The organism is Paenibacillus rhizophilus (assembly GCF_003854965.1).
GTDB classification, from domain to species: domain Bacteria; phylum Bacillota; class Bacilli; order Paenibacillales; family Paenibacillaceae; genus Paenibacillus_AQ; species Paenibacillus_AQ rhizophilus.
In genome coordinates, this window is record NZ_RQPI01000006.1 from 130,287 (window position 1) to 151,949 (window position 21,663).

Genomic DNA, 21,663 nt, shown 5'->3' on the forward strand with positions numbered 1-21,663 from the left:
CATATCGGAATATTATGAGATCTATCGGATAATCCACATATAGGAGGCATAAGGGGATAGCTCAATCCGCGCTTTCAGCTCCGGAGCCTCCTTCGTATTGCCGGCCAGCAGCTCTGACGATCCGCCCTCCAAAAGCTTCGCTGCAAATGCTTCCGGGAACTCGAAGACCGCCTCGCTGTCACTGAAATTGGAAACGACCGCCACGGTCTCCCCATCGCTGATCCGCGCATAAGCGAACACCTGCGGATGTCCTTCGTCCAGACGCTCATACCGCCCGTCGGTCAGGACGTCGATTTCCTTGCGCAGCGCAATCAGCTTCTTATAATGGCTGTATACGGAATCCGGGTCGTTAAGCTGGTTCTTGACGTTAATCTCGCGATAGCGTTCGTCCACCTTGATCCAAGGCGTTCCGGTTGTAAAGCCCGCCTGCGGACCGTCATCCCATTGCATCGGTGTGCGTGAATTGTCACGGGACCGTTCGCGGATAATATCCAGCGCCTCTTCCGGGGTCTTTCCCTGCTCCTGCAAAATGACGTACATGTTCCGGGATTCAATATCCCGCAGCTCTCCGATATCGTTCCAGTGCGGATTCGGCATGCCGATTTCTTCCCCTTGGAACACGTAAGGCGTTCCCTGAAGACCGTGCAGCGTCGTCGCCAGCATTTTGGCGCATTCCGTCCGGTACTCGCCATCATCGGCGAATCGGGACAATGCCCGCGGCTGATCGTGGTTGTTCAGGAACAGGGCATTCCAGCCGCCCCCTTGCTGCATGCCGATCTGCCAATGCGAAAGCAGCGCTTTCAGCTGCTCGAAATCATAAGGCATCAGCTCCCATTTTCGACCGCCCGGATAATCGACCTTGAGGTGGTGGAAATTGAAGGTCATCGAGAACTCCTGTTCCTTCGGATTGGAATACCGGATACAGTGCTCCATCGTCGTCGAAGACATTTCGCCAACTGTCACGGTATCGGGACCGAATACTCTCCGGTTCATTTCCTTGAGATACTCGTGAACCCTCGGTCCGTCCGTGTAGTATTTCCTTCCGTCTCCGGGAGGAACGCTGCCGTCGTCTTCCGGAAAGCGCTGGTCCTTGGAGATCAGGTTGATAACGTCCATCCGGAAACCGCTGACTCCCTTGTTCGCCCAGAAGTTCATAAGCTGGTAGACTTCTTCCCTGACCTTCGGATTTTCCCAGTTCAGGTCAGCCTGCGTCTTGTCGAACAACGTAAGAAAATATTGCCCGGTCCCCTCATCGTACTGCCAAGCGGAACCGCCGAATTTGGACTGCCAGTTGTTAGGAGCGCTTCCATCCGGCTTCGGATCTTTCCAGATATAATAATCACGAAACGGATTGTCCTTGGATTTCTTGGCCTCTTGAAACCATCTATGCTCCGTCGAGGAATGATTGACAACGATGTCCAGCATCAGGCGCATGCCTCTGCGCCGGGCCTCGGCCGCGAGCTCGTCGAAATCCTCCATCGTGCCGAACTGCGGATCGATTTCGCAATAATCGGCTACGTCGTAACCGTTATCATTCTGCGGCGACACATAAACCGGCTGCAGCCAAATAATGTCGATGCCAAGATCCTGCAAATAATCCAACTTTTCGAGCAGCCCCCGGATATCACCCTGTCCGCTGCCTGTCGTATCCTTGAAGCTTTTCGGGTATACCTGATAAACCGTGGAGCGCCGCCACCACTCCTGCTTTTTTACTTCATTCACGGCCTGATCCCTCCCGCTGAATATATAATTTCCTAGAAAACTTCCTATAACACTTCATTGTAGCGTTTTCGTAAAATGGTGCAGACAATCTGCGAATCCTCATACCAACCTGTATATACAGGATTTTTTTCTTACCCCTATACTAATCCTGTATATACAAGTTGTCAATGAAAGCGCTCGAATTTTATCGAAAAAAAGCACTTTCCGGATCGTTCATGTACCCTAAAGGGCACAGTAAGCAACCGAAAAGTGCATTTTGTCCGGGCAGAATAGTTGAAGCACATAAAAATAGAGGCTTGAATCATGCGGTTTATTAAACTGGGGACAACCGCAAAATGCGGACCGAAAAGTAAATATGCCGCCGCAAACCAAAAAATCCCCCTCGGGTTGTCCGCTCCAAGCGGAACAAACAACCCAAGAAGGATTTGGTGTAAAGATCGATGCTAAAAAACAGCTTATGCAAACGGAGCGGCTGCTGTCTTGATACAGCTCGTCGGACAGCTGTCAACGGCATCAGACAGTTCTTCCAGCAGGTCGCTCGAGATGAGCGTAACGCCCTTATTGTTATCGCCCTCGAAAATCACTTCCGCCAAACCGTCATCATCGAAATCGAAAATTTCCGGAGCCGCGGAGCCGCAGCTTCCGCAAGCGATACAAGAATCCTTTTTAACCAGTACATATTTACTCATTAATCCCACTCCTCTATTTATAAATGATAAGTCATATTATAAAAGCGAGATTTCGTGTATGGATGTGACTTAATTTATATTATTTAAGAGTAAAATGGAATTAACAATGTTTTTTCATTAAAATTAACGTAATCAAGTAACTTTACTTAACATAAATCTCTACATAAATCACTGATTTTCCGAAGAGCCGATGCTGTTTAATTGCGCACAAACACTAATCTGGCAGACTCATTCATTCATTTTTTTGCAAAATTGGCCTGACCCTTCCGATCAATCCTGTGTCTGTTCTGTGACGGTTAATTAGTATTGGATTAATCAAAAAACACTCCTCACTAGGCTTATGAAGTGTAGGGTCTCCCGAGCCCAATTTCACTAAGGAGCTGTCTGTAAGCAATGGACGTACGGTCCGCCGGAATGTGGGCTTCGGCTTGCAAATCAAGCGGCAAATCCTCTGGCGTTTGCGCCTCCACCATCTCCCGGTCTTCCTGGAACACCTGCAAGTTAAACTTTATGGTATCCTCAACCGGAGCATCTTTATCAAAGTTTCTTGAGATCGGGCAGAACAGTCGGGTGTAGCGTGCAGATACCGGCGAGGCACAGTTTAAAATCTTCAGCCTTCCCTCGTCCGGAAAGTATACGGTAAGCGAAGCCGCGAACGGCGGGAATACACGGAATTCACGAAGCCACTGAAAGCCCTCCGGGGCGGGATTATCCTGACCTTTTCCGTAATTGCTGACCGTACTCCAATATTCGGCCACCAGTTCGTCTCCCTCGCGTTTCACTTTATATTGAGGAACTTCAGTGTTATTGCGGTCACCAAACGTTTCGGTGTGCACATAAGCAAAATGCGACACATCCAGAAATCCTTCCATCTGGCGTCCGGCGGAACCCGCAATATCAAAGCTCGGAGGAAGAATATTCAGGTAATCGGGATCGTCCCATCCAGGGAAGGACGGGATTTGCTCCGGTGCAGACGACAGGCAGGTCCATACCAAACCGTAGCGTTCAACCGCGGGATAGACAATCAGTTTCAATTTGGGAGAGATTTTGGCGCTTGGGTGCGCCGGAACGGCCGTGCATTTGCCCTCACAGTTATAACGAAAGCCGTGATACGGACATACAATTTCCCCATTCTCAACCCAGCCCATGCTTAAAGGCGCCCCCCGGTGAAAGCAGAGGTCACGGGCAATAACAACCTTCCCATTACTGCGGTAACATACAAGCTTCACATCCAAAAGCTTCACGGCAACCGGTTTATCCTGCACCTCATCCGCAATGGCAACCGGGTACCAATATTGGGACAACACACGCCAATCCTCAGGCGAGAACGTGCAATCACGGGGAAGTTCGAGTTCGTCCATCGGTTTCTTATTATTTTCTGACATGACCGCTCCACCTCACTTCATTATTATTATATTTATTGTGATTAATTTTAGCATGTCATTTAATATGACTGATGATGTGTATTTTAATATCATTTCATTTTAATAATCAATCTAAAATCTTTGTTTTTGTTCACGCGCATAAAAAACAATCCATAACGTTATGCATGATCACATTTAGTCTCATCAAAGCTTGATTACACAAGAACTTAATGAATTAAACAAGCTTACATGCCGCTTTTGCCCTTTGGGAACAACGAGAACCCTGTCCATATGAAAAAACACGGCAGCACCGTTTCGATGCTGCCGTGTCAGGTGATGCGTCTTTAAGCACACAACAATCCTCCTTAAAAAGAGGAAATTTCCTTACACCTACTTATTAGACCGGCTGGGAGGCGCCATAAATTCAGGACCGACCGGCTCCTTCACTGTTTCTTCAATAATACGATCAATTTCTTTCAAAGCGTTTTGATCCAGCGACCAGCCCATCACTTCATCCACCGGGGTCAACTGCTCGGGTTTGCGCGCGCCCCAAAGCGCGATGCCGGCGCCGGGTTGAGCCAGAATCCAGCGAACCGCCAGATGAATTACACGTTTGCCGTAATTTTCCTGAGCAAACTGATCAAGCTTCTGCACAGCATTGAGATATTGCCCGAAACGCGGGGCTTGGAACTTCGGATCGACCTTGCGCAGATCATCGCCCGTAAATTCCGCATCAGTCTTCATGCGTCCGCTTAACAATCCGCGGCATAGGCTGCCATACAGCAATGTCGTGATTTGATTCTCCGCGCAATAAGGCAGTACGTCCTTTTCAATCTCGCGCTCAAACAGATTGTACGGAGGCTGGTCCGTATGCAAAGGCGCGATTTTGCGGAATTCGTCCATCTGGGCGGTTGTGAAATTACTAACGCCAATCGCGCGAACTTTCCCCTGCTCCAATAATTGCCGCATCGTTTCCGCCGTTTCTTCTACTGGGACTAACGGGTCCGGCCAATGGATTTGATAAATGTCAATATAGTCGGTCTTCAAACGTTGAAGCGAATCGTCTACTTCTTTCAGGATGCGCTGTTTTGTCGCGTTGCGTTGGACGTTGCCATCAACCCATTCCAACGCCGCTTTGGTCGCGATCAGAATTTGATCCCGTTTCCCATAAGATTGAACCGCTTGTCCAACAACTTCCTCAGAATGACCGAAACCGTACACGGGCGCCGTATCGATTACATTAATTCCACGATCCAATGCGGCGTGAATGGTACGAATCGACTCCGCATCATCGCTTCCGCCCCACATCCAGCCGCCGATGGCCCAAGTGCCCAGACCAATTCGGGAGGCTTGAAGCCCGGTATCGGATACCTGTACAAATTCCACCTTGTCTTCATCCTTTCTGTTCCGTTGTATAACTTGATATCAAAAAACGCTTCTCACCAAACCTCCGTCTATCCGCAAGGCCGCGCCGTTGATTGCCGAAGACAAGGGACTGCTCAGGAAGGTGACGAAATTGGCGATTTCTTCGGGCTTGATGAGACGTTGAATAATGGACGTCGGCCGATTTTCCTTCATAAATTTGGCTTCTGCCTCTTCTATGCCAAGATCTTCATTCGGGTATAAGGAATTGAGCATGCTCTCCACTCCTTCGGTAAGCGTTGAACCCGGCATAACGGTATTCACGGTTACACGGGTGCCTGTGGTCAGTTCGGCCAAGCTCCGGGAGAGAGACAGCTGCATCGTTTTGGTCGCGCTATAATGAGCCATTTCCTGAGAAGGCATAATGGCGGCTTCGCTGGCGATAAAGATTACTCTTCCTTCATCTTTTTTCAGCATTTGCTGAAGGTAGTGCCGTGTCAGCCGGACTCCGCTCATAATATTCACTTCAAAAAACTTGAACCATTCTTCGTCCGGAATTTCGAAATATTCCGCCGGCCTAAAAATCCCTAAGTTGTTGACGAGGATATCAATGTCAAATCCCCGATTAATCAGCTCCTGACAGCCGTTTTCCGTCCCCAGATCTGCAGCGGCAGGCTGCGGATTTGCATTAGGATACAATTCCTTTATTTCTTGTACAACTTTGGACACCTTGTCCGCATTACGTCCGTTGATCAGTACAGAAACGCCTTCCTTGGACAATGCCTCGGCGATGGCTCTGCCGATTCCTTCCGTCGAACCGGTGACAAGCGCTGTTTTTCCTTCTAAATGAAGCTCCATGATTTATCTCCCTCCTCCATAACAGGATAACCTACCAAACCAATTTAATCCAGAAAGCCATGCTGATTACCGGATATGCGCTGGGCGTCGCCATCGGCGGTCTGTTGGTTACTATATGTCCCCGCGAAAAACAATCAAGCGCAATTTCCATGATGTTTGCAGGACTTACAATCGCTAACATTCTCGGCGTCCCTTTCGGCACCCTTATCGGACAAAAATAGGGGCTGTCACTGAGTAGTAAAAATACTACTTAAGGACAGCCCCAACGCTTTCCGGATGATTGGTTGTATATTAATTATTTTCTTTTTTTTCCAGAAGACTTACACAAAAATGGACCTACAGGTTGGTTCGTCAGCACGCTCGACGCGTTCCGCACATTTCTGGCGAATACCAGCGGCTGTTGAATGGCTTCCCAATGGATGTACCAAATGTTTGGGTTTGTAAATAACCAGTGGTTATGAAGAGCTGTTACTTTAATACCGGCTTTACGGAGCCTGGAGATAAACGGGTTAATTTCCCGAGTAAGAATAACAGATTCCCCAAGACATAATGCTCTACCATCTTTACCAACACTCTCGAAAGAAATGCCGAACGGCAGGGTAAATAAGCCCTTGGAACGTCTCCCTAATATTTTCACCTTAATATTGGTACGTAACTTAGTTGCTACACATACCCCATTAACGACTTGAGCTTCTGCGCCAAAAATCTCCGCGAACCGATTACAAAGTGGACTTACAGCCATTTTCTATCACCCTCCTGTTTTGAAAATATAAAATAATAATATTGGAAGGTGATACTTTCGGAAACGGCGTTTTGGCGTCTATTTCCCCATTTTCCATATATCACGAAACTCAAATGACATTACACTAATGAATATCAATCTGCCAAACATTTCAGCGACAACATGCGTATTTCACAGCCTCGTGAATATATATTGTATTAGTATTCGTACAAACTATTTCCCTCATGGAATGACGACTGAGTTATTTTGTTTATTTCACATTATTTTCATTTTATCCGGGTTTTGTCCGCTGGATTTGGGTTAAATAACGGACATGTGCGGCAGATTGGGTTGTCCAGGGATATTTGTGATCACTTGTAGCCCCCACTTGTCACTATTATTAAGGAGGAGTTTTTCAGTGATAACAAGAAACGTAAGCGCTTGCATCAGTGATATACAGAAACAGAGCACCCAGGACGGTTCTTGTACTCAAACGATCATCTACTTAAAGGGCTGCCCTCTCTACTGCAATTGGTGCCCCAATCCGGAGTTCCGCAACCCCGGAGTCAGACTGTTGTGGGACCCGATCAGAGCCAAGCACTACGAGGACGGACGGATCTATTCCGTTCAGGAGGTATTGGAGTTATGCCTCGATAATCATGATCCAGTCAGAAGGACAGTGTCCGGGGTCACGTTGACCGGCGGAGAAGCCATGATGCAGCACACCTTTCTCCATGAACTGCTGTCACACTTGAAAGACCTGGGAGTACATACGACCGTTGAAACTACCGGATATGTGCCAGAGGCTCAGTTTGCCAAACTGCTTCCTCTAATCGATCATCTGATATTCTATCTAAAACACTATGAACGTGAAGCGCACAGAAAAATAACCGGCGTATACAATGATCTGATTATTGAAAATTTGCGGAACTCTCTCTCCGGTCCAAGCGAGGTTGAGGTTCGGCTTACCCTAATATCCGGATTAAACGACCGTCCGGAAGACGCAGAAGGATTTGCCAGACTGCTTCAGCGTATAGGTGTAAAACAGGTTCAGCTTTTCCCCTTCAACAATCAGGCAGATCCGTCAGGGCGGCACAATGCCCCAGACAACGCTTCATTGTTTACCGAGTTGGAATTGGCCGCCTATCAGGAAGCCTTTCTGTCTCATCGTATGAATTGCTCCTAATGAACATATTCTCAAAAGTTAAAGACAATCCTCCGATTAGAGGAGATTGTCTTTTTTCATATTTAGACCGGCTAAGGAGGCGCCATAAATTCCGTATCTGCCTTGATCCGATGAAATCGAAACAAAACAACCGATAAAAGTAGTTGTAAACAAAAAATCTATTGTATATTGTGTAATTGAACTCAAGTATGCGTAACCAAATTTGGAAATATTTTTATGAATAAGGAGTGTTTAAGCTTGAGCCAAGTTTCTGAAGCTGTGACCGTAAATCAGGCAGAATATCCGCAAGAGCGCCGTTTCAGGCTTTATCTGTGGGTCGTATCCTATCTTCGGCCTTACGCGGGCCAACTTACGGTGATCGTGCTGTGCGGACTGATTGCCGCTGCGGGAGAGTTGGTTATTCCAAAGATGATTGAGCATTTGGTCGACAACATCATTCCGGCTAAGGACCAAGGCGCTTTTACAAGGATGCTTCTCCTGCTAATTGGAATCGTAGCGCTCTCCGTCTCCGCTTCTCTTCTTCGTAATCTGCTTCAAAGAACGGTCGGAAGCAAATCCGCGCGTGATCTGCAGTTCTCCGTACTTCAGAAGCTGCGGAAGCTTGGCTTTTCCTACTATGAACAGCGTCCTGTAGGCGAAACGCTCTCTTTGATGAACAATCAGGTGCACGCGGTGCAGGAGCTGTACACCAGCTTTTTTCCCGATATGCTGGAGCTTGCCCTGTTCGTTATTCTGGCCGTTTCCGTCATGGTGTCGGGCAGTCTCAAGCTGACATTGGTTGCCGTCCCGTTCTTCTTAATCTACTATGCTATAGGGCCGATCCTTGATCGAAAGACAGGTCAATGGAATGAACGCATGAATGAACAGCGGATGGATTATAACCGCAAAATCCATGAATCGGTGTCAGGCATCCGCGACTTTCGAGCTTTTTCCGCAGAGCATTGGGATATGCAGCGAGGACTCCGGCTGTATCAGACCGTCACGGACACTACCTTGAAATGGGTGTTCTTCATACATACCCGCTGGAGCATCCGTAGGGTGTTCTTCGACGCCGGCGCGGTCGCGCTGTTCGTATTCGGATATTGGTTTATCCGTAATCAGACGTTAACTGTAGGCGCTTTCCTTTCCTTCTTCCTCATTTACTCTGTGGTTATGTTCAAATTATCTATGCTGATCGGCAATCTCGCGCAGCAAGGCATGATGCTGGAGCAGGCCAATCCGATCCGCAGGCTCATGTTGCTGAAACCTCTTGTGGAGGAACCGGAACATCCGATTCCCTTGGGAACAATAACCGGTCAAATCACATTCAAAGGGGTTGGTTTCGCTTACCCGAATCGCCCGGCGGTCATCAAGGACTTCACGCTCGACATCCGGCCCGGAGAGCGGTTGGCCTTTGTAGGCACAAGCGGTAACGGCAAATCGACCTTATTGAAGCTGATCAACCGTTTTTACGATCCCCAGGAAGGATCCATCGAGCTGGATGGTGTGCCCATCACCCGGCTATCTTTTCAAGATTTAAGAGGAAGTATTGGTTATGTCTTTCAGGAATCGTATCTGTTCGGCTTCTCGGTCAAGGAGAATATTCGCTTTGGGCGGCCGGAAGCTTCGGACGAAGAGGTAGAGCAGGCCGCGAAAGATGCCTTTGCGCATGAATTCATCCTTCAACTTCCGCAGGGCTATGACACTTTGGTCGGCGACCGCGGCATGAAGCTGTCGGGCGGACAGAAGCAAAGAATCGCGATTGCACGCATGCTCATTTCAGATCCGAGAATCGTCCTGCTGGATGAAGCAACCTCGGCGCTGGACAACGTGTCGGAGGGAGAGGTGAAGACGGCGCTGGATCGTCTGTTTCAAGGCCGTACGATGATCGCCGTCGCACACCGATTATCGACCATAAAGGATTTTGACCGGATTGTGGTCATGGATGAGGGGACAATCGCAGAGATCGGTACCTACGAAGAATTAATGGCTCAGGAAGGGGTCTTCTATAATTTGGCTCAGGGACAGGGTCAAGCAACCGCTATTTCCGGTGATTCGGAGGATGCGCAATGAAATATATTAAATGGATATGGAATCATCTTATGATGATCAGAGCCGGCTTCCAGCTGGCCATCGTGCTGCTTATTCTGGAAAGTTTCTTCGGCGTCGCTTCCATCTACGTGCAAAAATACATAATCGACGACCTGTTCATTCAACAAAAGTTCGAGCTTTTGCCCGTTCTGCTTAGCGTGTTTGCCTTCATTTTCATCTGTCATGCTGTCTTGTTCGTCGCCACGCCCTACACTTTTGTCCGAAACGAATATATTATTACCAAAATCATGACAAAGGACATGTTCAGCCGGTTGTTCCGCTTTCCATTATCCATTTTCCAAAAGGAGAGATCAGGCAGATTTGTCCAAAACCTGAACAGCGATGTGCTGGATACGGGTTCTCTGGTCAGTTATCTTACGCCCACAGGGATCAGGAGTGCGTTTGAAGCGCTAATCATGCTTGCGATTGTCGGCTATTCGAGCATCTGGGTCATGCTGTGTGTCTTGGCCGTATGCTTGCTGTATATTGCAAATGCCTGTTTCTTTGCGAAAAGGATTAAGAGAGCGGCAGCCGTCGTGCTGGAAAAACGGACGGAGCTGACGGTTCATCTGGAGGAAGGGATCTCCTCGACACGGGAAGTCGTAGCGTTTCACAAGACGGAATGGGAGGCCAACCGTTATCAAGCCTTGTTTCAAAAATACTATGACGCGATCCTGCAGGAAGGCCGGACGGTCAACCTTCAGATGCTGTTCAGCACGCCTTTGCGCTGGGGGGTTCCCGTTGCGGTTGTAGCCGTAGGCGGCTATCAGCTGATGGAGGGCAAACTGAGCCTCGGCACCTTCGTGGTCATCCTTCAATTGGTACTGCAGGTCATGGATAAAATCCATTGGCTGTTCGATTACGTCATGATGATGATCGCGCGATTCGCTCTAATCGACCGCATTGAAGCTTTCAATAATATGCCGCAAATCGATAACGGGACGGAACCACTGAACGGCGAGGTTCAATCCATCCAATTCCGGAACGTCAGCTTCGCTTATGAGGACACAAATATACTTAACGGCCTTACCGCCGTCCTTCCTGTCGGAAAGAAAATCGCGTTCGTCGGAGCAAGCGGCGGCGGCAAATCGACCGTGGCCCAACTGCTCACCCGGTTTTACAATCCAAGCGAAGGTGAAATCCTGGTGAACGGCGTTCCACTTACCGATATTCGGCGCCAAGACTGGATGAGCAGGATTGCGATCGTATTCCAGGAGCCCTACCTGCTCGCCGATACGATCAGGCAGAACGTGCTGTTTGGCCGGGAAGACACGGATGAGCACCTTATCGGCGCGCTTCAGGACGCGCAGCTTCTTGATACGGTCATGAAGCTGCCGAACAAGCTGGATGAAACCATAGGGGAACGGGGCATTCAGCTCTCCGGAGGCCAGCGTCAGCGTCTTGCCTTGGCCAGAGCGATGCTGAGAGATCCCGATATCCTCATCCTGGATGAAGCCACATCCGCCCTTGATATGGAGACGGAAAGGAAAGTGCAGCAATTGCTGGATGACAAGCGTTCGGGACGAACAACGATCATCATTGCGCATCGGTTGTCCACGGTAATGAATGCAGACATCATCTTCGTCATGAAAGAAGGACAGGTCGTTGAGGAAGGCACGCATGAGGAGCTGCTAAGAGAAGGCGACCTTTATCCGGAATTGGTTCGGACTTTCGAAAGAGAAGCACAAGACTTGGCGAGTGCGTAGGAATAAATTTGCATGTTGGGACTGTAAGTATCTGCCCGTTAACGTAGCTCGGCCGCCGTTCATTTTTCGCGCCTCCTTTAACAAGACAAACAGACCTGATCGAGAGTTTCCGCTCAGGTCTGTTTGTCAATGTTGAAAAATCAATAAAATTTCATTTGTTCATAGTCAATCTCATCCATATACTTCTCTACGCCTTGCAGCCGCTCCCGGCTCATACTCTGCAGACACCGGACAAATTGCATTTGCCAATCCATCTTATACTCATTCTCCAATAACAGAATGGACGGCAAATCCAAAGACTCGCTTCGCAGCTCTTCATAGAAAACGGTTTTCGCCAAAATAGCCAGCTCCATATCGCCAAACGCATGAAAGAGGGCAGTATACTCATCCCCGAACAGGCATTCGGATTCAAGCATATCGAGGAAGTCGTGGAATGAATGAAAGCTTGTTAAGATCAGCTTGACTTTGTCCTCCTTCCTCTCGCAGGCCATAATCTCATCCAGCCGTCTTCTTAGCTCTACATCGCTCATTCTGTCCTCTTCGTTAAAGAAAAGGACAATGGATTTCACTCCCGCCTCCCGCTCTGTAATAATGACAGCCCGCAAGCTGCCATGCTTTGCGGCATTCGTCACTCGCTGAACGAGGTCTTCCATGCAACCGTCCATATACTCCTTCAATCGGGTATGAATTGGCAATTCTTGCTGAAGCTTACCCATCGCACCGGAGATGACGGACCTGATTTGCGGTTCAGTAAGGCTCATGAATTGCTGTTCTAACCTTTGGTATTGACTCTCGGAAATTCTGATTTGATCGGCATCTCCTCCTGATAAAACAGAGAAAATCGCATTATTCAGCACAAGCTCGTAAATATTGAACAGCTCGATTCGATAGTTAAACCTGCATTCCCTTCCGTAGTGGGCCAGCAAATCCAGCAGCTCCCGCTGATCGAACATCGCGCAGAACTCGGTCTCCAGCTTCAGCTGTTCCAGATACTGCTTCATATAAAAAACGCCCTGAAGCCGCATGTCATCCACAGCCAGCGGGTAATCGATACTAGCCATCGTATTGTGGGCATCGAAGATAATGCCGTACTTTCTGAGAAAGACAGGCAGGGACTCATCGATGGTCATGTTATAGGCGTCGACCGGAACCTCCAGCTTGTTAGCAGTAATTTGCTTATATAGCTGCTTGGTCTCTTCCAAGCATTGACTGACCTTTTCCACGCCCCGTTCATAGATTTGGCGAACATCAACCGTTTTGAGATACACAATCGCCTTCTCCGGCTCCTCAAAGCTGAACAGATGCGCATCGGCCGCATACATGATGGAGGTCAGGAGGCTTTCGGCGGTTTCCGTGGTGACCGAGGTGCTTTCGCCCCGGGTGTATTTCTTAATCAGCTCCTGCAAGATCTGCATGAACGCATTCTGAATCCGCATCATTTCCCGGCTCGTCAGCAGCCCCGCCCGCAAGCCTTCGTTCATTAAGGAGATCGTATATTGATTTCGCTGCAGCCGAGATTTTCGAATGCCGCCCTGAACAGTCAGCTCGCGTCTTTTATTCAAATTTTCAGATCCCAATAGTCATTTTCTCCTTCAAATAAAGACTCGTTCTTCTGCAATTCTCTTCTGAACTCTTCGGCATACTCTTCGAGTCTGCTCTTCAACAAGCCCAGTGAACCCTCACAATCCTCTTCGAACATATCCTTCATCCTGTGGAGTAGCTTCATATCGCTGATTCGGTCTTCGGTTTCGTTTTTCAGATCATAAAAAATCTCATGCAGCTCATTCAGCGTATCCACATAGTTCTCCTGCTGGATGAACGAGGAGGCCGAGAATACCTCGATGAGCGCCTTGGTCACTTCGATGCTCAATTCCACCCGCCCGTAGCTGTGCAGAACCTCGTTTCTTGCCGCCATCATCAGTTCAACATCCCGTGGGGTCAGAACCAGACCATATTCCTTGGTCTTCTCATTCAATTCCAGTAATTCGGTCATATACTGTGCCTGCATAGACACGTTCAAGGAGTTGAAAAGGCGAGAAATATACATGCTATTATCCTCCTTGTTCCGCTTTTTAAATAACGATCAATCATTTTTCCACTGCCATTAATTTTTCGAGAAAAATTTAAAAAAGAAGTTGACTTTATTTTGGTTTTATGGTATAATATATATTATTTTAGTCATTCTATATTTTATCACTGTTTGCATCGATGTCAATTGAAGCTGACGATAAAACAGCAGGTGGTTTTTAAAAATATAAAGGTTGGGCAGAAGATGATTCTGACCCAACCTTTTTTGTGTTAATCCAAAATCCTCTGAAGGACATATACTTGTCGAATCCTGAAATGTGGCAGTTAACGAGCTGGCCGATCTTCGCCGGCTAATATAATCTAAGACTTAAATATCGTATATCACCGATTCCTTATTAACTTTAATAAGCCTGTTATTTCAAAGAGGGCAGCTTTTCTCAAACTGCATTCCTCGGCTCCTGGTTCTCCACGATCGTACGATTCTTCCCGCTCTTTACTGCCAATACCTGAATACAAGTAAGAATCAGCATCAGTGCCAGGAAGGCAATACCGAATGAAACTGTGCCTGTTACATCATTTAAAATACCGATGACGTAGGGTCCAATAAATCCTCCGAAATTTCCTAACGAGTTGATAATCCCAATACCTACAACAGCGGCTTCCGCTGTTAGTGTGGCTGAAGTAAATGCCCAATATGGGCCGGAAAAGCTGTATAACCCCGCAGTGGTCACACAAATCATAAGGACTGCGACAAGGGGACTCGGAGCGATCAGCGCTCCGATTAGGCCGAATGCTCCCAATAATGGTGCAAAAGCAGCGTGATATTTACGTTCTCTCGTACGGTCGGAATGCACTCCCATCAAGACCATGGCGATTGCCCCGCAAATATAAGGAGCCATAGTGATGTAACCAACTTGCGTATCAGTTAGAACACCAGATAAGGATTTTATAATCCGCGGCATCCAGAAGCTTATTCCGTAAAGTCCAATGACATAGGTCAGGTTTGTAAAGGCAAACTTCCAGACTTTTTTATCTTTAGATACTTCCTTGAATGACAGCGCTTTCGTTTCTCTTTTATTTATACTTTCCTTCTTGAGTTCATTGCTTAACCATTCTTTCTCTTCGCTGCTCAGCCATTTGGCTTGATCCGGTTTATCGCTTAGATAGAAAAAAGTAATAATTCCTAGAACCACAGCAGGAATTCCCGCAAAAATAAAGAGCCAGCGCCACCCCGGCATTCCTGCCCAATGAATATTTTGCACAACCCATATGGAAAGAGGGGCGCCTAAAGCGTTTGCAAGAGGTGGCGCAGTCATAAACAAAGCTACGACTTTGGCCCGTTCTTTCGATCGGAACCAGAAGGTGATATAAAGAATTACTCCCGGAAAAAAGCCGGCTTCCGCTACACCTAGAAGAAAACGAAGAATATAAAGATGGCTGACGCTGTTGGACCATGCCGTGATAACGGTTACAATTCCCCAGGCAACAAGGATGCGGGCAATCCACTTTCTGGCTCCATAGCGATTCAACATGATATTACTGGGTACTGTGCAAACAAAGTACCCAATAAAGAAGATTCCCGAGATCAGACCAAAAGCGCTGCTTGTTATCCCTAATGCCTTATCCATACCGCCTAAGGAAGAATACGTGATGCTTACACGGTCCAGAAAAGAAACCAAATAAGCAATAAACAAATAAGGGACAATGTGTAATGTTATTTTTTTCGTCGCGGATTTTTCGACAGATGAAATACTCATTTTCTTCTCACCCTCTCATTTTTTTGGGCTTATTGGAGAATTGGAGTTCTGATAATTTTTGGATCTGTAAAAATATCATTCTCGTCTGTACTCGTTGATGAAAATTCCGATACAACCGCCCCCTCATCTCCAGCTTGGAACCAGTGCGGCGTCTCTGGAAGAATCGTATATTGCTCACCGGGCTTCAACACGATTTCCTTCCAAACTCTTAAATGCTCTCCATATCCTTCGGGGATGACAGCTTGGGGATGTTCAGTTGCAGTACCCGGCACATATAAATAGACTATTCCTTTGCGGCAGCGGAACGTTTCCTCTTTTCCCGGATTTTCATTTACATGTGGGTGATAATGCTCAGGACAGGTCTGACGCGGCAATAATACAAGTTCTTTCGCACAATATCTGGATGTATTCACATAGGTTACTAACTGCAACCCAAGTTCGCGGATGCGGCCTAAGCCAAAATCAGCGATTTCCAAAGCTTCCGCTTCTTGAGAAGAAAGCTTGATACCCGCCTCCTTTAGATAGCGAAGCGATTCATTCTTTACATTTTTATATTCTTGTTTACTGATCACTTTTTTGCAACCCCTTTCATTTTGTTGTGACCATTGTATCCCCCCATGACGGACAAAGCCATATCGAAAACCCATAGATATTTATCCAAAAGTCAGATTCTACAGATAATTGTCAACCTATGAATTTTGATTAAGTTTACATGAATTTTCGATATTGATACCTGAAAGCGTTTACCATACACTTTGTGTAACGCATCACACCGATGTGATTTCGATATTGGAGGTTTTATAGATGGTACGAAAGATGACAGTCCCCCCTATGGAATTAGTTGAAGGAGACGGCCCTGGCACTCAAATGTGTGCAGTGATGGAGGATATAGGATCTGTTTCTATCAAAAGAGCTCATATTCCGGAGCCAAATGAAGGTGAAGTTAGAATTAAAGTGAAGTGGGTTGGCATCTGTGGGAGTGATCTTGAAGTGTACCGGGGAGCGCGTGAACCTGAGTTTCTTTCCTATCCGACCCGTTTAGGTCATGAAGTAGCCGGTATTATCGACAAAGTTGGAAAAAATGTTATTGGATTAAAAGAAGGTGATCATGTTGCTTTACGTTATGTATGGGGAGCCTTTGCAGAATATGTATGCTGCATTCCTTTTGCGGTAAAGGTTCTGCCCAAAGATTTCCCGTTAATTGAAGGTTCGCTTATTGAGGTGCTTCCTCCTCTGCTACATACGGCGGAAAGGGCTGAAATTTCTCCTGCTAAAAATGTTCTGATTATGGGCCAAGGTGTTAGCGGACTTGCTATGACACAGGTTATTAACCTTTTTAGCCCAAAGAATCTTGTAGTTACTGATCTGTTCGATGAAAAATTAGCGCTTGCCAAAAAATATGGAGCAACGCATACTTATAAGCTGCCATCATCCGATACCAAAACGATGGACGTCGTTGGTAAAGACTTTCCTGACGGTTTTGATGTGGTCATCCCGTGTCTTCTTGAGGGCTCTGGTATGGTAGACGCCATCGATGCAGCTGCACAGAACGGCCGGATTGTTATGTATGGCTGCATTGGAACGAGTCACAAGCCAATCGATTTCTTTAAAGTTCATAAAAAACGTCTAGACATTTTATCTACTGAACCGAAGCGCGACATTGATAATCGTAGATTTTTCGAAGAAGGGCTTCGTCTGGTTATGGACGGATTAGTGAATACAAAAGAGACGATTACCCACATCTTCCCTCTGGAAAAAATTGAAGAAGCGTTTAAGCTTCGCAACCAACGCAGTGGGGATATTATTCACGTTATGATAGATTGTGAGGTAAATTCTTAATATGCCAAATAAAGCTGACAATGGTAGCATAGATGATCCGGAATGCTTTTATTGCAGCAAAAATCATAAACTGGAAGGTTTAATGATCGAGGCGGCCAAGTTAAGAGTATCCACCCTCTATCTAAACAAAGACCAAACACATCAAGGTCGATGCATTGTCGCGTATAACCGGCATGTCAGGGAACTTTTCCATTTGGATCCAACCGATCTGCAGCTATTTATGGAGGATGTCTCCCAGGCGGCCAGAACCCTTCATGAAGCTTTTCAACCGGATAAGATGAATTATGGCATTTACGGCGATCTGGTCTCCCATTTGCATGTTCATCTCGTTCCAAAATATAAAGAATCTGCGGAATGGGGAGAAGCTTTCCTAAATGCTCCTCCTTCCAAAAAAATGTTAGATCCATTAGGGTATCAAGAGACCATAAAGCTCATCCAAGCAAAGTTGCTCAGGTAGAAATCAAACCAAACCCCTGTAACATATTTACAGGGGTTTTTGTCCAACAAAATTCAGCTGCCTTCTATATTGGTGAGAGTCGGCTGTTCATCAATACTGAAATCTTCTTCCAGTATAATATCTTTCCCTACTACGGTCCGCATTTGTTCACGGATCTTACTTGGGGACATTCCAAGCCGCTCCATACATAGTCTAGAGAAATACTGGGGAGTTAATCCGATTAGTTCAGCAATTTCCGAAACAGAATAGGATGTAAATTCAAGATATTCCTTTGCCTTTTCAAGCCGAAGGGCTTGCAGATATTGCATCGGTGTAGTACCCAAGTTCTTTTTAAACAGTTCAATAAGATAATGAGAATTAAAGTTGAAATATTCGGCCATTTCTTCCAGGTTGATTTTGGAGGACAGATTCTGCTTTAAATATTGGACCATTGGATACCCTTCGTCTGTTTCCGTAACCGGTGTTGTAATCTGGGGGTTAGAATTCTGTGAATTCCTGTCCTGAACAATTTCTAATAAAACTCCTTTATATCCCACATCAATTCGAAAAGGCAGCAGATCATGGGTTTCTTTCAGATTGATGCTTGAAAGTCGAAATAATTCCTTAAACTGAGCAATATTATTAAATGCTAATCCTCCAGACCAATCATAATTCGCAATATACTTTGCAAATTCTTCCGCCAAGGAGAACTTAATGTCAAATGTGATGGTTTCTTCTGTAAAGTGGAAGCTGTGAGAAACTCCTTTTTTAAAAAGATAACAATGATTTGAAAGCACGGGATATAACCGCCCTTCCTGTGAAACGGACCCTTTTCCGTCAATGATATGAAGAAGCTGGTAGAAATCATGAGAGTGCTCTTTTATACCGCTGTTTCTGGAATAGTCCACACGGGCTGTCCATAATACCTGAAGCTGGCTATCTCTTAATTTCATACACTTCTTACTCCTTCTTAAAGAACTTTCAACGTATTCTAGCACATTCATTTTAACAAATAAAGGAGGACATTATATGTCGTACACACTTGGGATAGATATAGGAACATCAGGGGCAAAAATGGTAATTATCGATAAGTTCGGTAAAATTGTGGCAGAGGCAATCAGAGCATATCCTATTTATCACATTCACCCAGGCTGGAGTGAGCAGGACCCGGAGGATTGGTGGACAGCTGTAAAAGATGGACTTCAGGAACTGTTCCAAACGTTTGACCCTTCCCAATTAAAAGGTGTAGGAGTGAGCGGTCAGATGCATGGCCTGGTAGCGTTGGATGAGAACGGAAATCCCCTTCTCCCAGCTATTTTGTGGAACGACCAGCGATCCCATGAGGAGACAGACTATTTAAATAATGTGGTAGGTAAAGGGACCTTAATCGAACTTACCGGAAATATTGCTTCTCCAGGTTTTACAGCTCCTAAGATATTATGGTTAAAAAAACACCGTCCCGACATTTTTGCAAAGGTGAAATCCATCTGTCTTCCCAAGGATTACATTAATTACAAGCTTGTCGGAGAATTAGTCACAGATGTTTCCGATGCGTCAGGAACGCTATTTTTTGATGTACGAAATCGAAAATGGTCTGAACCCATGCTAAAGATCCTTGAGTTACATCCAGACATGTTGCCAAAAGTCTATGAATCTTACGAAGCAGCTGGAAAAGTAAATGAAGCAGCGGAAAGAGAGACGGCACTTCCCCTTGGCATTCCTGTTGTAGCGGGGGCTGGGGATAATGCGGCAGGAGCAGTTGGAATCCAAATTGCCGAAGAAGGCACTGTGATGGTTTCTCTTGGGACATCCGGTGTTGTGTTTGCTCCACAAAGCACTTATCTTCCGGATGAATTCGCACGGCTGCATTCATTTTGTGATGCCAACGGACAATGGCATGTAATGGGTGTTACTTTGTCAGCAGGCGCTTCCCTCAAATGGTGGGTAGAAGAAATCCAAGATGGCCGTTATGATTTACTTTTAGCCGAGGCTGAGCAGATACCAAACGGTTCAAAAGGGCTGTACTTCCTCCCTTACCTATCCGGTGAACGCACACCTCACAATGACCCTTATGCGAGAGGTACATTCCTGGGTTTAAGTCACCAACATACGAGAGGCGACATGACCCGAGCTGTTCTTGAAGGCGTAAGCTTCTCTTTATATGAATCTATCGTTATTGCACAGCAGTTGCAAATCCCCGTCAACAGCGTACGTGCCATTGGCGGAGGAGCGCAAAGCCCTCTTTGGCTTCAAATGATTGCAGACATCTTCGGGCTCCCGGTAGAGCATTGGGTATCATCGGGAGGACCAGCTTTGGGTGTTGCGCTTCTTGCTTTAAGAGCTACGGAAGGGCTTGATGCTTTTAAAGATGCTCCTGTAGGTATGAATCATATATTTGAGCCTGATGAGATAAGACATAAGGCTTATCAAAAGCGGTTTCAGCAATATACTTTACTGTATAGATCCTTGAAGGATGCTTTTAGTCATATGTATAACTTGGAAAAAGAACTAGGTTGTAGTCATCATCAATCATAACAAAACAAGCGATCAATCGCGATCAAGGTTTAGCCTCGGGGTTGTAGCAGGCTAAATCTGTCTTCAACCCCTTGTCTCCAATCTTGACCAATGCCGAATATTGATGTACCAAAGCGTTGAAGGTTTGCCGGCTGAGTATGTTTGGAAACGTACCTCCCCCACAACCCTATCCATCGGAAATATTTTGATGCATGTATGCGGATCGGAGCACCAGTGGATTGGAAACAAACTGGGAGGCATCCCCTTGGAACGTGACCGGGACCTAGAAATGTCCGCTACACACGGGAAGGATGTAGGCGGAGCTTCTCCATGCATGGAGTATCGTTCAAACACAAAGCATCGACGTGCTTAGCCGGTTCACCGAATCGGATCTGGACCGGCTTTTTACAGAAGACGGCTTGACCATCCCGTTTGTGCTGCATTATTGTGCTCAGCATCTTGCCTTTCATGCCGGACAGCTGGTTTTACTGCGAAAATGGTTCGAACCGTCCTTCCAGTTGTACAAGGACCACGTTTAATGACAAGCGTCAATAAAATAAAACCTACCGTCGTAACCACGATACCGGACCAATGAAAATGTTTCCACAGGATTCCAGGAATCCACGCCCCGAGGCTCCCCCCAAATAAAAGAAACACTGGTACAAGGAAGTGGCCGACCCTTCGAGTGGGTTACAACATCCGTGATATAGGCGGTGGCTGAAGATTGGGAACAAAATTGGCCTAAAGTCAGTATCGAAGCGCCTAAAATAAGCGTATATGGAGAAGGAATCAACGTAACCAATATCCCTGTAGCTCCCACAAGATGTCCGACGGCAATCGTTGCTCTTCGGCCAAACCGGTTAGAGACCGTCCCCGTAATTAGCGAAGATACAATGCCCCAAATATACGTAAGATAGAGAAGCGATGTTTGGGTGACTGAATAATGAAAAGGCGCTTGACTGGCGTAAAAAGGCAAGTAATTAAAGAATCCGACAAAAGCGAAAAAATGAGAAAATCAAATAAAGAAAATGGAAAACAACGGCAGATTTTTGAAATGATCCGTGAAGTTTTGTTTACCGCTTTTCACCTGCCCAGTCGATTCCGATAAACAGAAATAGATCAAGAGACTGACGAGAGTTGTCATAACCGTTGTTATAAAAAAGAACCATTCCCAATTGAAGTGCTCCGTAATAAATCCGCATAATACCCTTCCCAAAAGTCCTCCAGCCAATGTGACGCTAACATATGTGGCCAGCACCATCCCTTTTTTCTTGATGGGAAATTCTTCAGCCGCATAGGTCATTAGGATCGTCGTTACTCCGGTTATCAAGGTCCCTTGAACAAATCGGAATACAAGCAGCCAACTGAACGAATGTGTAAAAAATAAGGCCATTTTGGAGCGTGCTACGCT

General features: G+C 46.4%; 18 protein-coding genes and 1 pseudogene. 6 read left to right on the plus strand and 13 right to left on the minus strand.

Annotated features, from left to right (window positions below):
* Window positions 1-21 precede the first annotated feature (21 nt).
* The 6 genes from treC to EH198_RS12840 all read right to left on the minus strand — a co-directional run bounded on the left by treC (window position 22) and on the right by EH198_RS12840 (window position 6,737).
* Window positions 22-1,722, minus strand: a complete 1,701-nt coding sequence (treC, locus tag EH198_RS12810) for an alpha,alpha-phosphotrehalase (protein WP_246014263.1) — start codon at window positions 1,720-1,722, stop codon at window positions 22-24.
* A gap of 455 nt (window positions 1,723-2,177) precedes the next feature.
* On the minus strand, window positions 2,178-2,411 hold the full coding sequence (locus EH198_RS12815) for a ferredoxin (protein WP_124695938.1): 234 nt from the start codon (window positions 2,409-2,411) through the stop codon (window positions 2,178-2,180).
* Window positions 2,412-2,749: 338 nt separating this feature from the next.
* Window positions 2,750-3,796 carry an aromatic ring-hydroxylating oxygenase subunit alpha gene (locus EH198_RS12820; RefSeq protein WP_246014265.1) on the minus strand — a complete coding sequence of 349 codons (1,047 nt, stop codon included), beginning with the start codon at window positions 3,794-3,796 and terminating at the stop codon, window positions 2,750-2,752.
* Between the two features lie 369 nt (window positions 3,797-4,165).
* The gene (locus EH198_RS12825) at window positions 4,166-5,161 is read right to left on the minus strand and encodes an aldo/keto reductase (RefSeq protein ID WP_124695939.1); all 996 of its coding nucleotides are present in this window, start codon (window positions 5,159-5,161) and stop codon (window positions 4,166-4,168) included.
* Between the two features lie 39 nt (window positions 5,162-5,200).
* Window positions 5,201-5,995 carry an SDR family NAD(P)-dependent oxidoreductase gene (locus EH198_RS12830; protein ID WP_124695940.1) on the minus strand — a complete coding sequence of 265 codons (795 nt, stop codon included), beginning with the start codon at window positions 5,993-5,995 and terminating at the stop codon, window positions 5,201-5,203.
* A 295-nt stretch (window positions 5,996-6,290) separates the two neighbouring features.
* Window positions 6,291-6,737 (minus strand): DUF1259 domain-containing protein, encoded by a 447-nt coding sequence (locus tag EH198_RS12840; protein ID WP_124695941.1) that lies wholly within the window; start codon window positions 6,735-6,737, stop codon window positions 6,291-6,293.
* A 397-nt stretch (window positions 6,738-7,134) separates the two neighbouring features.
* On the opposite strand from EH198_RS12840, the gene EH198_RS12845 reads away from it, so the two are divergent.
* The 3 genes from EH198_RS12845 (at window position 7,135) to EH198_RS12855 (ending at window position 11,678) form a co-directional block, all read left to right on the plus strand.
* Window positions 7,135-7,902, plus strand: a complete 768-nt coding sequence (locus EH198_RS12845) for a radical SAM protein (RefSeq protein WP_185702865.1) — start codon at window positions 7,135-7,137, stop codon at window positions 7,900-7,902.
* A 237-nt stretch (window positions 7,903-8,139) separates the two neighbouring features.
* Window positions 8,140-9,954: an ABC transporter ATP-binding protein gene (locus EH198_RS12850; RefSeq protein WP_185702866.1), complete on the plus strand. Its 1,815-nt coding sequence runs from the start codon at window positions 8,140-8,142 to the stop codon at window positions 9,952-9,954.
* Window positions 9,951-11,678, plus strand: a complete 1,728-nt coding sequence (locus EH198_RS12855) for an ABC transporter ATP-binding protein (protein ID WP_124695944.1) — start codon at window positions 9,951-9,953, stop codon at window positions 11,676-11,678. Before EH198_RS12850 ends, EH198_RS12855 begins: the two co-directional genes overlap by 4 nt.
* Before the next feature lie 140 nt (window positions 11,679-11,818).
* Here the strand turns inward: EH198_RS12855 and EH198_RS12860 are convergent, their stop codons facing one another.
* The 4 genes from EH198_RS12860 to EH198_RS12875 all read right to left on the minus strand — a co-directional run bounded on the left by EH198_RS12860 (window position 11,819) and on the right by EH198_RS12875 (window position 16,032).
* Window positions 11,819-13,255 (minus strand): DUF6179 domain-containing protein, encoded by a 1,437-nt coding sequence (locus EH198_RS12860; RefSeq protein WP_124695945.1) that lies wholly within the window; start codon window positions 13,253-13,255, stop codon window positions 11,819-11,821.
* On the minus strand, window positions 13,237-13,725 hold the full coding sequence (locus EH198_RS12865; RefSeq protein WP_124695946.1) for a DUF6323 family protein: 489 nt from the start codon (window positions 13,723-13,725) through the stop codon (window positions 13,237-13,239). Before EH198_RS12865 ends, EH198_RS12860 begins: the two co-directional genes overlap by 19 nt.
* 418 nt (window positions 13,726-14,143) lie before the next feature.
* Window positions 14,144-15,463, minus strand: coding sequence for an MFS transporter (locus EH198_RS12870; RefSeq protein WP_124695947.1), 1,320 nt, complete (start codon window positions 15,461-15,463; stop codon window positions 14,144-14,146).
* A 29-nt stretch (window positions 15,464-15,492) separates the two neighbouring features.
* Window positions 15,493-16,032 (minus strand): D-lyxose/D-mannose family sugar isomerase, encoded by a 540-nt coding sequence (locus EH198_RS12875; RefSeq protein WP_379310818.1) that lies wholly within the window; start codon window positions 16,030-16,032, stop codon window positions 15,493-15,495.
* A gap of 262 nt (window positions 16,033-16,294) precedes the next feature.
* On the opposite strand from EH198_RS12875, the gene EH198_RS12880 reads away from it, so the two are divergent.
* Together EH198_RS12880 and EH198_RS12885 are read left to right on the plus strand one after the other, a co-directional pair.
* Entirely contained in the window at window positions 16,295-17,302 is a 1,008-nt protein-coding gene (locus EH198_RS12880) for a zinc-dependent alcohol dehydrogenase (RefSeq protein ID WP_246014270.1), read from the plus strand.
* 1 nt (window position 17,303) lies between these two features.
* A complete protein-coding gene (locus tag EH198_RS12885) occupies window positions 17,304-17,759 on the plus strand; it encodes an HIT family protein (RefSeq protein ID WP_124695950.1) in 456 nt (151 codons plus the stop codon).
* A 53-nt stretch (window positions 17,760-17,812) separates the two neighbouring features.
* Here EH198_RS12885 and EH198_RS12890 read toward each other — a convergent pair whose 3' ends face one another.
* Window positions 17,813-18,691, minus strand: a complete 879-nt coding sequence (locus tag EH198_RS12890; protein ID WP_185702867.1) for a helix-turn-helix transcriptional regulator — start codon at window positions 18,689-18,691, stop codon at window positions 17,813-17,815.
* 76 nt (window positions 18,692-18,767) lie between these two features.
* On the opposite strand from EH198_RS12890, the gene xylB reads away from it, so the two are divergent.
* Window positions 18,768-20,273 (plus strand): xylulokinase, encoded by a 1,506-nt coding sequence (gene xylB, locus EH198_RS12895; protein ID WP_124695952.1) that lies wholly within the window; start codon window positions 18,768-18,770, stop codon window positions 20,271-20,273.
* A 514-nt stretch (window positions 20,274-20,787) separates the two neighbouring features.
* Here the strand turns inward: xylB and EH198_RS25495 are convergent.
* Window positions 20,788-21,255: pseudogene (locus tag EH198_RS25495) on the minus strand (MFS transporter); the annotation flags it as partial.
* A gap of 12 nt (window positions 21,256-21,267) precedes the next feature.
* Window positions 21,268-21,645, minus strand: a complete 378-nt coding sequence (locus EH198_RS12915; protein ID WP_124695955.1) for an MFS transporter — start codon at window positions 21,643-21,645, stop codon at window positions 21,268-21,270.
* Window positions 21,646-21,663: the final 18 nt, after the last annotated feature.

Coding starts and splice junctions, on each gene's coding strand:
- EH198_RS12815 (WP_124695938.1), bottom strand. CDS start 2,411: ATGAGTAAATATGTACTGGTTAAAAAGGATTCTTGTATCGCTTGCGGA.
- EH198_RS12820 (WP_246014265.1), bottom strand. CDS start 3,796: ATGTCAGAAAATAATAAGAAACCGATGGACGAACTCGAACTTCCCCGT.
- EH198_RS12830 (WP_124695940.1), bottom strand. CDS start 5,995: ATGGAGCTTCATTTAGAAGGAAAAACAGCGCTTGTCACCGGTTCGACG.
- EH198_RS12840 (WP_124695941.1), bottom strand. CDS start 6,737: ATGGCTGTAAGTCCACTTTGTAATCGGTTCGCGGAGATTTTTGGCGCA.
- EH198_RS12855 (WP_124695944.1), top strand. CDS start 9,951: ATGAAATATATTAAATGGATATGGAATCATCTTATGATGATCAGAGCC.
- EH198_RS12865 (WP_124695946.1), bottom strand. CDS start 13,725: ATGTATATTTCTCGCCTTTTCAACTCCTTGAACGTGTCTATGCAGGCA.
- EH198_RS12870 (WP_124695947.1), bottom strand. CDS start 15,463: ATGAGTATTTCATCTGTCGAAAAATCCGCGACGAAAAAAATAACATTA.
- EH198_RS12880 (WP_246014270.1), top strand. CDS start 16,295: ATGGAATTAGTTGAAGGAGACGGCCCTGGCACTCAAATGTGTGCAGTG.
- EH198_RS12885 (WP_124695950.1), top strand. CDS start 17,304: ATGCCAAATAAAGCTGACAATGGTAGCATAGATGATCCGGAATGCTTT.
- EH198_RS12890 (WP_185702867.1), bottom strand. CDS start 18,691: ATGAAATTAAGAGATAGCCAGCTTCAGGTATTATGGACAGCCCGTGTG.
- xylB (WP_124695952.1), top strand. CDS start 18,768: ATGTCGTACACACTTGGGATAGATATAGGAACATCAGGGGCAAAAATG.
- EH198_RS12915 (WP_124695955.1), bottom strand. CDS start 21,645: ATGGCCTTATTTTTTACACATTCGTTCAGTTGGCTGCTTGTATTCCGA.